This window comes from Paractinoplanes abujensis (assembly GCF_014204895.1).
Classification (GTDB): domain Bacteria; phylum Actinomycetota; class Actinomycetes; order Mycobacteriales; family Micromonosporaceae; genus Actinoplanes; species Actinoplanes abujensis.
Genome location: NZ_JACHMF010000001.1, coordinates 7,847,968 through 7,861,040 on the forward strand (window position 1 = coordinate 7,847,968; position 13,073 = coordinate 7,861,040).

General features: G+C 68.7%; 15 protein-coding genes. 14 read left to right on the top strand and 1 reads right to left on the bottom strand.

Translation table 11 applies throughout. The features are described from left to right. Positions 1-2: 2 nt before the first annotated feature. The 14 genes from glyA (at position 3) to BKA14_RS36230 (ending at position 11,922) form a co-directional block, all read left to right on the top strand. Positions 3-1,292, top strand: a complete 1,290-nt coding sequence (gene glyA / locus BKA14_RS36165) for a serine hydroxymethyltransferase (RefSeq protein WP_184955241.1) — start codon at positions 3-5, stop codon at positions 1,290-1,292. 2 nt (positions 1,293-1,294) lie between these two features. Then, on the top strand, positions 1,295-1,795 hold the full coding sequence (locus tag BKA14_RS36170) for a hypothetical protein (protein WP_239092554.1): 501 nt from the start codon (positions 1,295-1,297) through the stop codon (positions 1,793-1,795). A gap of 209 nt (positions 1,796-2,004) precedes the next feature. Further along, on the top strand, positions 2,005-2,235 hold the full coding sequence (locus BKA14_RS36175) for an AtpZ/AtpI family protein (protein ID WP_184955242.1): 231 nt from the start codon (positions 2,005-2,007) through the stop codon (positions 2,233-2,235). Between the two features lie 15 nt (positions 2,236-2,250). Next, entirely contained in the window at positions 2,251-3,045 is a 795-nt protein-coding gene (gene atpB / locus BKA14_RS36180; RefSeq protein ID WP_184955243.1) for a F0F1 ATP synthase subunit A, read from the top strand. A 76-nt stretch (positions 3,046-3,121) separates the two neighbouring features. After that, complete coding sequence (locus BKA14_RS36185) at positions 3,122-3,346, top strand: ATP synthase F0 subunit C (RefSeq protein ID WP_184955244.1); 225 nt, start codon at positions 3,122-3,124, stop codon at positions 3,344-3,346. A gap of 31 nt (positions 3,347-3,377) precedes the next feature. Next, positions 3,378-3,941 carry a F0F1 ATP synthase subunit B gene (locus BKA14_RS36190; RefSeq protein ID WP_184955245.1) on the top strand — a complete coding sequence of 188 codons (564 nt, stop codon included), beginning with the start codon at positions 3,378-3,380 and terminating at the stop codon, positions 3,939-3,941. After that, positions 3,941-4,762 (top strand): F0F1 ATP synthase subunit delta, encoded by an 822-nt coding sequence (locus BKA14_RS36195; RefSeq protein WP_184955246.1) that lies wholly within the window; start codon positions 3,941-3,943, stop codon positions 4,760-4,762. The genes BKA14_RS36190 and BKA14_RS36195 overlap by 1 nt, the downstream gene beginning before the upstream one ends. A 128-nt stretch (positions 4,763-4,890) precedes the next feature. After that, the gene (atpA, locus tag BKA14_RS36200; protein ID WP_184955247.1) at positions 4,891-6,540 is read left to right on the top strand and encodes a F0F1 ATP synthase subunit alpha; all 1,650 of its coding nucleotides are present in this window, start codon (positions 4,891-4,893) and stop codon (positions 6,538-6,540) included. A gap of 2 nt (positions 6,541-6,542) precedes the next feature. Next, a complete protein-coding gene (locus BKA14_RS36205; RefSeq protein ID WP_184955248.1) occupies positions 6,543-7,472 on the top strand; it encodes a F0F1 ATP synthase subunit gamma in 930 nt (309 codons plus the stop codon). Beyond that, a complete protein-coding gene (atpD, locus tag BKA14_RS36210) occupies positions 7,472-8,914 on the top strand; it encodes a F0F1 ATP synthase subunit beta (protein WP_184955249.1) in 1,443 nt (480 codons plus the stop codon). The genes BKA14_RS36205 and atpD overlap by 1 nt, the downstream gene beginning before the upstream one ends. Before the next feature lie 161 nt (positions 8,915-9,075). Then, the gene (locus BKA14_RS36215; protein ID WP_438861927.1) at positions 9,076-10,200 is read left to right on the top strand and encodes an LCP family protein; all 1,125 of its coding nucleotides are present in this window, start codon (positions 9,076-9,078) and stop codon (positions 10,198-10,200) included. Positions 10,201-10,307: 107 nt separating this feature from the next. Then, the gene (locus BKA14_RS36220; RefSeq protein WP_184955250.1) at positions 10,308-10,589 is read left to right on the top strand and encodes a F0F1 ATP synthase subunit epsilon; all 282 of its coding nucleotides are present in this window, start codon (positions 10,308-10,310) and stop codon (positions 10,587-10,589) included. Positions 10,590-10,597: 8 nt separating this feature from the next. Continuing rightward, positions 10,598-11,065 carry a DUF2550 domain-containing protein gene (locus tag BKA14_RS36225; protein WP_184955251.1) on the top strand — a complete coding sequence of 156 codons (468 nt, stop codon included), beginning with the start codon at positions 10,598-10,600 and terminating at the stop codon, positions 11,063-11,065. 50 nt (positions 11,066-11,115) lie between these two features. Next, positions 11,116-11,922 (top strand): PhzF family phenazine biosynthesis protein, encoded by an 807-nt coding sequence (locus tag BKA14_RS36230; protein ID WP_184955252.1) that lies wholly within the window; start codon positions 11,116-11,118, stop codon positions 11,920-11,922. On the opposite strand, the gene srmL is transcribed toward BKA14_RS36230, so the two are convergent. Next, the gene (gene srmL, locus BKA14_RS36235; RefSeq protein ID WP_184955253.1) at positions 11,848-12,990 is read right to left on the bottom strand and encodes a PheS-related mystery ligase SrmL; all 1,143 of its coding nucleotides are present in this window, start codon (positions 12,988-12,990) and stop codon (positions 11,848-11,850) included. The genes BKA14_RS36230 and srmL overlap by 75 nt on opposite strands. Between the last annotated feature and the right edge of the window lie 83 nt (positions 12,991-13,073).

Genomic DNA, 13,073 nt, shown 5'->3' on the forward strand with positions numbered 1-13,073 from the left:
ACGTGGACACGTTCTGGGGGCCGGACTTCGCCGCGCTCGAGACGGCCGATCCGGAGATCGCCCGTGTCCTGCTGGCCGAGGTCGAGCGGCAGCGCACCGGACTCCAGCTGATCGCCAGCGAGAACTTCACGTCACCGGCCGTGCTGGCCGCGCTGGGCTCGACGCTGGCCGACAAGTACGCCGAGGGCTATCCGGGCGAGCGCTACTACGGCGGCTGCCTGGAGGCCGACAAAGCGGAGCGGCTCGCCGTCGAGCGGGCCAAGGAGCTCTTCTCGGCCGAGCACGCCAACGTGCAGCCGCACTCGGGGACGGCGGCCAACCTGGCGGCGTACGCGGCCCTGACCGAACCCGGCGACCCGGTGCTGGCCATGGAACTGCCGCACGGCGGGCATCTGACCCACGGCAGCCGGGTCAACTTCAGCGGCAAGTGGTTCCATCCGATCGGCTACCGGGTCCGCCCCGACACCGAGGAGATCGACTACGACGAGGTGCGCGACCTCGCGCTGGCCCACCGGCCCAAAATGATCATCTGTGGCGCCACGGCGTACCCCCGCCTGATCGACTTCGCCCGGTTCCGCGCGATCGCCGACGAGGCCGGGGCCTATCTCGTGGTCGACGCGGCCCACTTCATGGGCCTGGTCGCGGGTGGGGCCGTGCCCTCGCCGGTGCCACATGCCGACGTGGTCACCTGCACCTCGCACAAGGTGCTGCGCGGCCCCCGCGGCGGCATGATCCTGTGCCGGGCCGAGCTGGCCCAGCGGATCGACAAGGCCGTCTTCCCGTTCAGCCAGGGCGGCCCGATGATGCACGTCATCGCGGCCAAGGCGGTGGCCCTGCGCGAGGCGTCCCGGCCGGGTTTCCGCACGTACGCCCACCAGGTCGTCAAGAACGCGCGGGCGCTGGCCGCCGGGCTGGCCGCCGAGGGGATGCGGCCCGTCGCGGGCGGCACCGACACCCACCTGGCGCTGGCCGACCTGCGCGGGCTCGGAGTGTCCGGGCGCGACGCCGAGGCGAGGTGCGATCTGGCCCGCATCACGCTCACCAAGAACGCCATCCCGTACGATCCGGAGCGACCCGCGGTAGCTTCGGGCATCCGGGTGGGGTCGCCCAGCGTGACCACCCAGGGGATGCGCGAGGGTGAGATGCGGCAGATCGCCGCGCTGATCGGCGTGGCCGTGCGCAGCAACCCGGACACCGCGGGCGGGGCGTCCCGGCTGGCCGACGCCGCGGACGAGGTGGCTGCCCTGGTGCGACGGTTCCCGGCGTACGGGCGGCAGGAGGTATTGGCTTGACTGTGGAGATTGACGAGTTCGAGCGGGAGCGACTGCGGGCGCTGGAGTTCCAGCGGCAGCAGGCGGCCGAAGAGGACCAGGACGACCTGCCCCTGCCCGATCTGCCCCCGCTCCCGGCCGATCCCCGCTGGCGCGTGGCGCACCTGCCGTTCCTGAGCGCGGTGTCCTTCGCCCTTCTGCTCTTCGCCACCTCCATCGGTTTCCTCACCGGCGGGCCGTCCTCGGCGGTCGGCGCGGCGGCCGGCGTCATGATCGTGACCGTCAGCTTCACGATGTCGACGCTCGTGATCGCTTGGGCCGACACGGTTCGGCCGGCTCTGCTGATGCCGCTCGCCCTTTTTACGTATGTTCTGAAGTACGGTGCGCTCGGTGTGGTTCTGGCCTACGGCGTCTCGACGACGTGGCCCGGAAAGAACGCGCTGGGATACGGGATCGTGGCCGGCGTGGTCGTCTGGACTGCCGTGCAGGCGTGGTGGTTTCACCGGGTTAGTCGCCCGAACTGATCTTCTTACAGCCGTTTCGCCTCGTCAGCGCCCTTTTCGTGGTTTGTTGACCACGAAACGGTGACGTGAACGGTTGTGTGATGTCCGGTTATGGCGAAGGGGGAGTACCGTGTCCTTCCAGTTGCGAGACCCCTGACGCCTGGACAACTACGGTTGTGCGGGGGGTCCCGCTTAGCCTCGTGTTTCCTGCTGATATCGTTCGGGCCGTCATGACCGGTCAAGAACCTCCCAGGAACCCCAGCGGTGACGACCAGCCCCCGCCCGACACGGGCATGGGAATGACGGCGGTCGCTTACCTCATCTCGGGCATGTTGGTGTGGGGAGCGATCGGTTGGCTGGTTGATCACTGGCTCGGCACCAAGGGCATCTTCGCCGGCATCGGCGCTGTCGTTGGTATCGGCGGCGGTGTCTACCTCATCGTGCGCCGTCTCGGCGCCTGACAGGAAAGGGCTACGGTGACCGGTCAGTCGACTGTTCTCGCAGCGGAAGTTCCGTTCCCGCCGAAGGTCGAGGACTTCTACCTGCCCAGCATCCTGCCGTGGGGCGAGCACAACTCGTATTGGTTCACGAAGATCACGGCGCTGCTGTGGATCTCGATCGCCATCATCATCATCTTCTTCCTGGTCTCGTACCGGAAGCCGCAGCTGGTGCCGAGCAAGAAGCAGTGGATCGCCGAGAGCATCTACGGCTTCGTGCGGAACAACATCGCGGTCGACATGCTCGGCAAGCGCGGCATCAACTTCGCGCCGTACCTCACGACGCTGTTCGTGTTCATCCTGCTGATGAACTTCTGGGCCATCGTGCCGTTCGCGCAGATCTCGCCGAACTCGCACATCGCCTTCCCCGCGGTTCTCGCGGTCATCAGTTATGTGATGTTCATCTACATCGGCATGAAGCACCACGGCGGCCTGAAGTACTTCAAGCACGCGCTCATTCCGCCGGCCCCGTGGTTCATTCTGCCGCTGCTGATCCCGATCGAGTTCTTCTCGACGTTCCTCGTGCGGCCGTTCTCGCTCGCCGTCCGTCTCTTCGCCAACATGTTCGCCGGCCACATGCTGCTGCTGGTGTTCACGCTGGGCGGCTTCGCGATGCTGAACGCCAATGTGTGGTTCGCGCCGTTCTCGGTCGTCTCGTGGGTGATGACCATCGCTCTGACCTTCCTGGAGTTCCTGGTCATCTGCCTCCAGGCCTACGTCTTCACGGTGCTGACCGCGAGCTACGTCCAGGGCGCGCTCGCCGACGAGCACTGAGTTCCACGCACCACCCTGCATCACCCCGTTTGTCGTCCCGCGTGATCGTCACGCGAGATACCAGGAGGATCCTGAAATGCTTCTCGCCGAAGTTGTCGGTAGCACCGCTGCCATCGGTTACGGCCTCGCCGCCATCGGCCCCGGCATTGGTGTTGGTCTGGTCTTCTCGGCCTACATCCAGTCGACCGCTCGTCAGCCGGAGTCGTCCCGCCTGACCCTGCCGTACGTCTGGATCGGCTTCGCCGTTATCGAGGCGCTCGCGCTGCTGGGCATCGCCTTCGGCTTCATCTGGGCCGGCTAGTCACTCCCGTACTCCTCGTTGGGAGGTGTCCATGATCACCGAAGTTCTGACCGTCGCGGCTGAAGCCGGCGAGTCCGAGCACAACCCGATCATCCCGCTCTGGCAGGAGGTCGTCCTCGGACTGATCGCCTTCTCGATCCTCTGCTTCGTGCTGATGAAGTTCGTCTTCCCCATGATGGAGAAGACCTTCGCGGCGCGGGTGGACGCGATCGAGGGTGGCATCAAGCGCGCCGAGGCTGCTCAGGCCGAGGCCAACCAGCTCCTCGAGCAGTACAAGGCCCAGTTGGCCGAGGCTCGCACCGAGGCCGCGCGCATCCGCGACGAGGCCCGGGCCGACGCCGAGGGCATCCGCCAGGACATCCTGGCCAAGGCCCGCGAGGAGTCGGACCGCATCATCGGTGCCGGTCAGGAGCAGCTCGCCGCACAGCGCGAAAGCATCGTGCGTGAGCTCCGCTCCGAGGTCGGATCGCTCGCGGTCGACCTGGCCAGCAAGATCGTCGGCGAGAGCCTCGCCGACGAGGCGCGCAGCCGGGGCACCGTCGAGCGGTTCATCAACGAGCTCGGCACGGCCGGCTCGGCGGGCGGGCGGCGCTGATGGCGTCGACCGTCAGCCAGCAGGCCACGGCCGAGGCCGGTGCGACCTTCGCGGCCGGCACCGCCACGGCTACGAGCGGGCAGGTCGCCGCGGCCGCCGACCAGATCCTGTCGGTGGCCGGCCTGCTGCGGGCGCAGCCCCGGCTCCGCCGGGCGCTGACCGACCCGTCGCGCTCCGGCGCCGACCGGGCCGGTCTGGTCCGCTCGCTGCTGTCCGGCAAGGTCGCCGCGGTCGTCCTCGACACGCTGGCGACCCTGGTCGCGGGCCGGTTCTCCCGGCCCGCCGAGCTGCTCGACTCGGTCGAGCGGCTGGGTGCCGACGCCGTGCTGGACTCCGCCCAGAAGGACGGCAAGCTGGCCGACATCGAGGACGAGCTGTTCCGCTTCGGGCAGATCGTCTCGGGCAACCCGCAGCTCGCCGTCACGCTGAGCGATTCAGGTGCGCCGATCGATCGCCGCGTTAAGCTGGTGGAGGACTTGCTCAAGGGCAAGGCCCAGCCGGCCACGGTGCGGCTCGCCGAGATCGCTCTCGAGGGCTTTGGGGGCCGTGGCTTCGAGTCGTCGTTGACCCGGTTGGTGGAGCTGACCGCCGCGAAACGGGACCGTGAGGTCGCGTACGTGACGGTGGCCAAGCCGCTGTCCGACGCCGACGAGCAGGCTCTGGCTGCCAAGTTGTCCGACATTTACGGTCGACCGGTCTCGCTGAAGGTCGACGTCGATCCCGCGATCCTCGGCGGCGTCAGCGTCCGGGTCGGCTCCGACCTCTACGACGGCACGATCCTGCGTCGGCTCAACGCCGCCAAGCAGGCATTCGCGAAGTAGCTTTTCGCTGAGCTGCCAAACGGCTGCGCCGTACTGCGATGAAGTTTTGAACTCGGTCCAGCGGCGACGCGGATCGAGCAGGCCCCTCGGTGGCGGGAACGTCCCGAGCTAGACAGAGAAGGCAGAGGATGGCCGAGCTGACCATCTCCTCGGACGAGATCCGGGGGGCGCTAGAGCGCTACGTCTCGTCCGCTACCAATGAGGTCACCCGCGAAGAGGTCGGCATCGTCTCCGATGCGGGCGACGGCATCGCGCACGTCGAGGGCCTGCCCTCGGTGATGGCGAACGAACTGCTCGAGTTCGAGGACGGCACGCTGGGTGTCGCCCAGAACCTCGACGTCCGCGAGATCGGCGTCGTGGTCCTGGGTGACTTCGCCGGCATCGAGGAGGGCCAGCAGGTCAAGCGGACCGGCCGGGTGCTCTCGGTTCCGGTCGGCGACGCCTTCCTCGGTCGCGTGGTCGACCCGCTGGGCCGCCCGCTCGACGACCGCGGCGAGATCGCCAGCGAGGGTGACCGCGAGCTCGAGCTCCAGGCCCCCAACGTGATGGCCCGGCAGCCGGTGAAGCAGCCGCTGCAGACCGGCATCAAGGCGATCGACGCCATGACGCCGATCGGCCGCGGCCAGCGCCAGCTGATCATCGGCGACCGCAAGACCGGCAAGACCACGGTCGCGATCGACACGATCATCAACCAGCGCGCCAACTGGGAGTCCGGCGACCCCGAGAAGCAGGTTCGCTGCATCTACGTCGCGATCGGTCAGAAGGCGACCACCATCGCCTCGATCCGCGGGACGCTGGAGGAGCAGGGCGCGCTCGAGTACACGACGATCGTCGCCGCCCCGGCCTCCGACCCGGCCGGCTTCAAGTACATCGCCCCGTACACCGGCTCGGCCATCGGCCAGCACTGGATGTACGCCGGCAAGCACGTCCTGATCGTCTTCGACGACCTGACCAAGCAGGCCGAGGCGTACCGTGCCGTGTCGCTGCTGCTGCGCCGCCCGCCGGGCCGCGAGGCGTACCCGGGTGACGTCTTCTACCTGCACTCCCGGCTGCTCGAGCGCTGCGCCAAGCTCTCCAACGAGCTCGGTGGCGGCTCGATGACCGGTCTGCCGATCATCGAGACCAAGGCCAACGACATCTCGGCCTACATCCCGACGAACGTCATCTCGATCACCGACGGCCAGATCTTCCTGGAGACCGACCTGTTCGCCTCGGGTGTCCGCCCGGCGATCAACGTCGGCACCTCGGTGTCCCGGGTGGGTGGCTCGGCGCAGGTCAAGGCGATGCGCTCGGTCTCCGGCCGCCTGCGCCTCGACCTGGCCCAGTTCCGTGAGCTGGAGGCCTTCTCGGCCTTCGCCTCCGACCTGGACCGCGCGTCGCGGGCCCAGCTCGAGAAGGGCGTACGCCTGGTCGAGCTGCTCAAGCAGCCGCAGTACTCGCCGTACTCGGTGGTCGACGAGGTCATCGTGATCTGGGCCGGCACGACCGGCCAGCTCGACGACATCGACGTCGGCGACGTGCGCCGCTTCGAGCAGGACTTCCTGGGCTGGATCAAGCGGAACCGCAGCGACACCTACACCGCGATCGACTCGACCGGCCTGCTGTCGGACGACGACGTCGAGAACCTGAAGAGCGGCGTGACCGAGTTCAAGGAGCTCTTCAAGCGCGGCGAGACAGGTTCCGCGGTCAACGAGAGCCCGGCCGAGCCGCTCGAGGACGGCCGCCAGACGCGTGAGACGGTGACCCGCGAGGTTCCCCGTCCGGCCGAAGGTCAGTAGTCATGGCCGGTCAGGTACAGGCTCTTAGGCGGCGCATCCGCACCGTCAAGTCGACCAAGAAGATCGCGAAGGCGCAGGAGCTGGTGGCCACCAGCCGCATCGCCAAGGCTCAGGAGCGCGTTCAGGCCTCCAAGCCGTATGCGGAGGCGATCACCCAGGTCCTGACCGCCCTGGCGTCCAACGCGACGATCGACAACCCCCTGCTGGTCCCGCGCGAGCGGGTCCGGCGGGCGGGTGTCCTGCTCATCACGAGCGACCGCGGCCTGGCGGGCGCGTACAACGCGAACGCCATCCGCACCGCCGAGCAGCTGATCGAGCGGCTCAAGGCGGACGGCAAGGACCCGGTGCTCTACGTCGTCGGCCGCAAGGGCGTCGGCTACTACCGGTTCCGCAACCGGCCGATCGAGACCAGCTGGACGGGCTTCTCCGAGCGGCCGTCGTTCTCGGACGCCAAGGCGATCGGTGACGCCCTGCTGGACGCGTTCGTCGCCGGCGCGGACGACACCGACGAGACCTACGGGCCCGACGGGATCCAGGGCGTCGACGAGCTGCACATCGTCAGCACGCAGTTCAAGTCGCTGATGACGCAGAGCGCCGAGGCGCACTTCCTGGCCCCGATGCAGGTCGAGGAGCGCGAGGTCGAGCCCGGGCTGCGCCCGGCCTACGAGTTCGAGCCGGACGCCGACGAGTTGCTCGACGCGCTGCTGCCGAAGTACCTCAACACGCGGATCTACGCGGCGTTGCTGGACTCGGCGGCGAGCGAGTCGGCCTCCCGGCGCCGGGCGATGAAGAGCGCGTCGGACAACGCGGACGACCTGCTCAAGCGGTACACGCGCGAGATGAACTCCGCGCGGCAGGCTGCGATCACCCAGGAAATCAGTGAGATCGTCGGCGGCGTCGAGGCGCTGTCCTCGGCAGGAAGTGATATGTGATGACTGCTGTAGCTGAGCCCACCAAGGCGGAGACCGGTGTCGGCCGCGTCGTCCGGGTCATCGGCCCGGTCGTCGACGCCGAGTTCCCCCGCGACGCAATGCCGGACATCTTCAACGCGCTGCACGTCTCGGTGACCCTTTCCGAGGGCACCAAGACGCTGACGCTCGAGGTCGCCCAGCACCTGGGTGACAACATCGTCCGCGCCATCTCGATGCAGCCGACCGACGGCCTGGTCCGGGGGGCCGAGGTCAGCGACACCGGCGCGCCGATCTCGGTGCCCGTCGGTGACGTGACCAAGGGCCACGTGTTCAACGCCCTGGGCGAGGTGCTCAACGTCGACCCGTCGACGCTGGACATCCAGGAGCGCTGGGCGATCCACCGCAAGCCCCCGGCGTTCGCCGACCTCGAGCCCAAGACCGAGATGCTGGAGACCGGCATCAAGGTGCTCGACCTCCTCGCGCCGTACGTGCGTGGTGGCAAGATCGGCCTGTTCGGCGGCGCGGGCGTGGGCAAGACGGTGCTCATCCAGGAGATGATCATCCGCGTGGCCCGCAACTTCGGTGGTACGTCGGTGTTCGCCGGCGTCGGCGAGCGCACCCGTGAGGGCAACGACCTCATCCTGGAGATGGAGGAGGGTGGCGTGCTCGACAAGACCGCCCTCGTCTTCGGCCAGATGGACGAGCCGCCGGGCACCCGCCTGCGGGTCGCCCTGTCCGCGCTGACCATGGCGGAGTACTTCCGGGACGTCCAGAACCAGGAGGTGCTGCTCTTCATCGACAACATCTTCCGGTTCACCCAGGCCGGTTCCGAGGTCTCCACCCTGCTCGGCCGCATGCCCTCCGCCGTGGGTTACCAGCCCACGCTGGCCGACGAGATGGGCGAGCTCCAGGAGCGCATCACCTCGGTCCGGGGCAAGGCCATCACCTCGCTCCAGGCGATCTACGTGCCCGCCGACGACTACACCGACCCGGCGCCGGCCACCACGTTCGCCCACCTGGACGCGACGACCAACCTCGAGCGGTCGATCTCCGACAAGGGCATCTACCCCGCCGTGGACCCGCTGGCCTCCAGCTCGCGGATCCTGGCGCCCGAGTTCGTCGGCGCCGAGCACTACACGGTCGCCCGTGAGGTGCAGCGGATCCTGCAGAAGTACAAGGACCTGCAGGACATCATCGCCATCCTCGGTATGGACGAGCTCTCGGAAGAGGACAAGGTCACGGTGCAGCGGGCCCGCCGCATCGAGCGCTTCCTCTCCCAGAACACGTACGCCGCCGAGCAGTTCACCGGCGTCCCCGGCTCGACGGTCCCGCTCAAGGAGACCATCGAGGCGTTCAAGAAGATCAGCGAGGGCGAGTACGACAACTTCCCCGAGCAGGCCTTCTTCATGTGCGGTGGCCTCGAGGACCTCGAGAAGAACGCGCACGAGCTGATGAAGGGCTGATTCGCCCGACTCAGAGTCAACGAAGCCGCGCCGACTGTAAAAGTGGGCGCGGCTTCGTCGTACCCGGGAAAAGTAGTGTCCGTTTTGTTAGCTTGTGCGGCGATTAGGGGAGCGCTCGCTCGTTACTGTTGTCGGCGTCGGATCGAGGCATTGGGGAGCAAGTGGCGAAGAGCGGGAAACGACGCACGCCTCTGTGGGCGCGACTCTGCGCGATCTTCGGGTGCGTGCTCATGGTGGTCGCCGGTGGCGCCCTGGTCACCCAGCAGGTGCTGGTGTCGCGCTATGCCGGGGCGATCGAGACGCAGAACCTGCTCGGTGCGCCCGCCGCCAACGCCAACACCAAGGTTTCGGACATCAAGGGCCCGCTCAACATCCTGCTGGTCGGCATCGACCCGCGCACCGACGAGCAGACCCCGCTCAGCGACTCGATCATCGTGGCTCACATCCCCAAGGACATGAAGCAGGCGTACCTGTTCTCGATCCCGCGTGACCTGGTGGTCGACATTCCCGCGTTCGAGAAGACCGGCTTCAAGGGCGGGCGCTCCAAGATCAATGCCGCGATGGGGTACGGCAGTTCGGTCGGCAACGGCAAGCACGACGTGGTGCAGGGCTTCGACCTGCTGGCCAAGACGGTCGGCCAGCTCACCGGCATCCCGACATTCGACGCCGGCGCCATCATCAACTTCAACGGCTTCAAGGCGATCGTCGAGGCCATGGGCGGCGTCACCATGACGATCGACCAGAACGTGAAGTCCGAGCACCTGCAGCCCAACGGCAAGCCCCGCCCGCGCCTCTCCCGCTGCGCCGACAACTCCTGCTCGCACCCGTATTACGGCCCCCAGGCCGAATACAAGGTCGGCACCAAGCACCTGCAGGCCTGGCAGGCGCTCGACTACGTGCGGCAGCGCTACGGCCTGCCCCGCGGCGACTACGACCGCCAGCGTCACCAGCAGCAGTTCATCAAGGCCATGGCCAAGCAGGCGCTGGGCAAGGACGTGGTGACCAATCCGGCCAAGCTCGACCGCGTGCTCAAGGCGGCCGGCAAGGCACTGATCTTCGACGGCGGCGGCCACAGCGTCGTCGACTGGGCCTTCTCCATGAAGAACATCCGCTCCGACGACATGACGCTGATCAAGTTGCCCGGCGAGTCGATCATCGTCAACGGCAACTACCGGGGAGAGGAGCTCGACGACAGCGCGAAGCAGTTCTTCGCGGCGGTCCGGCAGGACACCGTGCAGGACTTCGTGTTCCGTAACCCGGAGTACATCAACAACAACGCCGCTTGACCGTGTGGCGGTTGCCACCCCCTACCACGGCCACCAGCGGCGCCGATTAGACTTCACCCATTCGGCGGTGCCGCCGGAGGTCAAAGCAGGCTCAACAGGAGGACAGCGTGGCCAACCAGCTGCCCGTCAAGGTCGTTGCCGTCGAGGAACGCATCTGGTCCGGCGAGGCCGAAATGCTCGTCGCGCGCACCACCGAGGGTGAGATCGGTGTGCTGCCCGGTCACTCGCCGCTCCTGGGCCTGCTCAAGGAGCCGTCGCAGGTTCGGGTCAAGCTGGCCGGCGGTGAGCAGCTCACCTACGACGTGTCCGGCGGCTTCCTCTCGATCGACGCCGACGGCGTGACCGTCCTGGCCGAGAGCGCCACGCCCGCCACCCCCGAGTCTCACTGACGCCGGCGATGCGGGTTCTGGAAGTCTTCGGAATCTGCGTCGGTGCGCTGCTCCTTGTTCTCTTCGCGGTCTTCTTCCGCCGCCGGCTGCTCATGCTCGGCGGCGGGACGATCCGCCTGCAGATTCGTGTCACCACCCTCGTGCCGGGCCGCGGCTGGTCCCCGGCGATCGGCCAGTTCGCGGGGGGCACGCTGCGGATCCACCGCATGTTCAGCTTCGCCTTCCGCCCCAAGCGCATCCTCGACCGGGCCACGACTGTGGTCGAGAGCCGCCGGCCCCCCGAAGGTCCCGAGCGCCTGACGATGCCCGGCCACTGGGTCATCCTGCGCCTGGCCACCACCCTCGACGAGATCGAGATCGCCATGGCCGAGTCCACGGTCACCGGCTTCCTCTCCTGGCTCGAGGCCGGCCCGCCGGGCCCACCCGGCAGCGTCGCGCCCCGCCCGGTCATCCAGCCCCGCACGATCGAGCCGTGACGGCCTGATTGGCTCTCGCCGCCACGCCGCGCACGTCCTAGCGTCGAGGCATGCGCATTCGAATCGTCGACGCCTTCACCGATCGCCCCTTCGCCGGCAACCCGGCCGCAGTGGTGCTGCTGTCTTCGGACGGCTTTCCCTCGGATGAGTGGATGAGCCAGGTCGCGGCCGAGGTCAACCTCTCCGAGACCGCGTTCGCGCACCCGCTCGGCGGCGAGGCCGACTACGCCCTGCGCTGGTTCACCCCCGCCGTCGAGGTGGCGCTGTGCGGCCACGCCACGCTGGCCACCGCCCACGTCCTCGGGGTCGACGGCACCGTCAGCTTCGCGACCCGCAGCGGCGTGCTCACCGCCACCTCCGGCGACTCCGGCTCGTACACGCTCGACTTCCCGACGGCGCCCCTGACGCCGCTGACCCCCGACGCCAAGCTGCTCGACGTGCTCGGCGTGACGCCGGTGTCGGCCCACCACACCGGCCCCAACACCGACGACGTGCTGCTGGAACTGCTCGACGAGACCGCCGTACGGAACTTGACCCCCGACCTGGCCACGCTGGCCACTTACGAGCAGCGCGGCGTGATCGTCACCGCCCGGGCCGACGACCCCGCCGCCGGCTACGACTTCGTGTCCCGCTTCTTCGGCGCCGCGGCCGGCGTGGGGGAGGACCCGGTGACCGGGAGCGCCCACACCGCGCTGGCCCCGTTCTGGTCGGCCAAACTCGGCGGGCGCACCGAGCTGGCCGGCTACCAGGCTTCCGCCCGCGGCGGCCTCGTCCGAGTCTCCCTACGCGGCGATCGGACCCTGCTGACCGGAAAAGCCGTCACCGTCATCGACGGCACACTCCACGCCCTCCCCTGATTCGCCGCGCTCGCCCCGGCCGGGCCGGCCGGTCATCAGGCCCGCGTAGAGCCGGTCGCGCAGGGCGTTGGCGGTCTGCTTGGGCAGGGCCCGGCGCAGATCCCGCAGCACGACGCGAAGCAGCACGTTCACCTCGCCGTCGCGGATGCCGAGCCGCTCCCGGGAAGCCTTCGGCAGCGCGTCGGGCGGCGTGATCGACTCGATCGCCACCTCCTCGACCAGGTGAGCCTCCGGGCCGAGCAGCTCACGCACCCGATCGCCCAGATCCTCCGCCGTCACACCCGCGGGCAAGGCCACCGACAGGTCGCGCCGCGCCGCGGGCTGGGCCGAGACCGGCCGGTACGGGGACAGGTCGAGCATCTGCTCGCGGACCCGCGGGTCGGCCGAGCGCAGCAGCCGGATGTCGTCGACGCCCTTGCGCAGCATCAGCAGCCGGTCGAGGCCCAGGCCGAGCGCCAGCCCTCGCCGTACGGGCCCGATGACATGCTCCGCGGCGACGCCGCACTCGCCGATCTCCACCCAGGCGTCGCCCACCCGGGCCTCGATCTCCAGGCCGCCGGTCGTGTACGGGTGGTCGGCCGGACGGGTGCGCCATTCCGCATCGGGGAGGGTCGCCCCGACGACGGCCCCGACCAAGGCGACCAGGCCCGCGCCGAGGTCGCCGTCCGCGGCGGGGCCGACCCACCACAGGTCGAGCTGGTGGGGGGTGCCCGTGTGCAGGCGATCGATCGAGTCCCGGCGGTAGACCAGGCCCGGGCACACGATCAGCGCCTCGGCCACGGACAGGTGCCGCAGCGCGCCCGGGATGAGGGCGGATGTCTGAGAACGCAGCATCCGTCGCGCGTCGACATATCGGGTGTACCGGCTGTCCCGGGCCGCCGCCGACGGGCTGTAACCGAGCCGGTCGTAGTTGTCGGCCACGTCGACGATGCGGTCACCGCGGTGCACGACCACGGCGGCGTCCGGATAGAGGGTGTGGGCGGCGCCGACCGCGGCGTCGACGATCGCCTGGATCGCGTGCGGGCCGGCCGTGGGGTCGGTGAGGTCACGGATGTTTTCCGGTGTCATCGGGCTCTCCTGGAGGAACGGAGGCTGCCCACGGAAGAGGCCTGAACGGAAAATGGCCGCCCCGTGGGACGGCCATAAGGGCG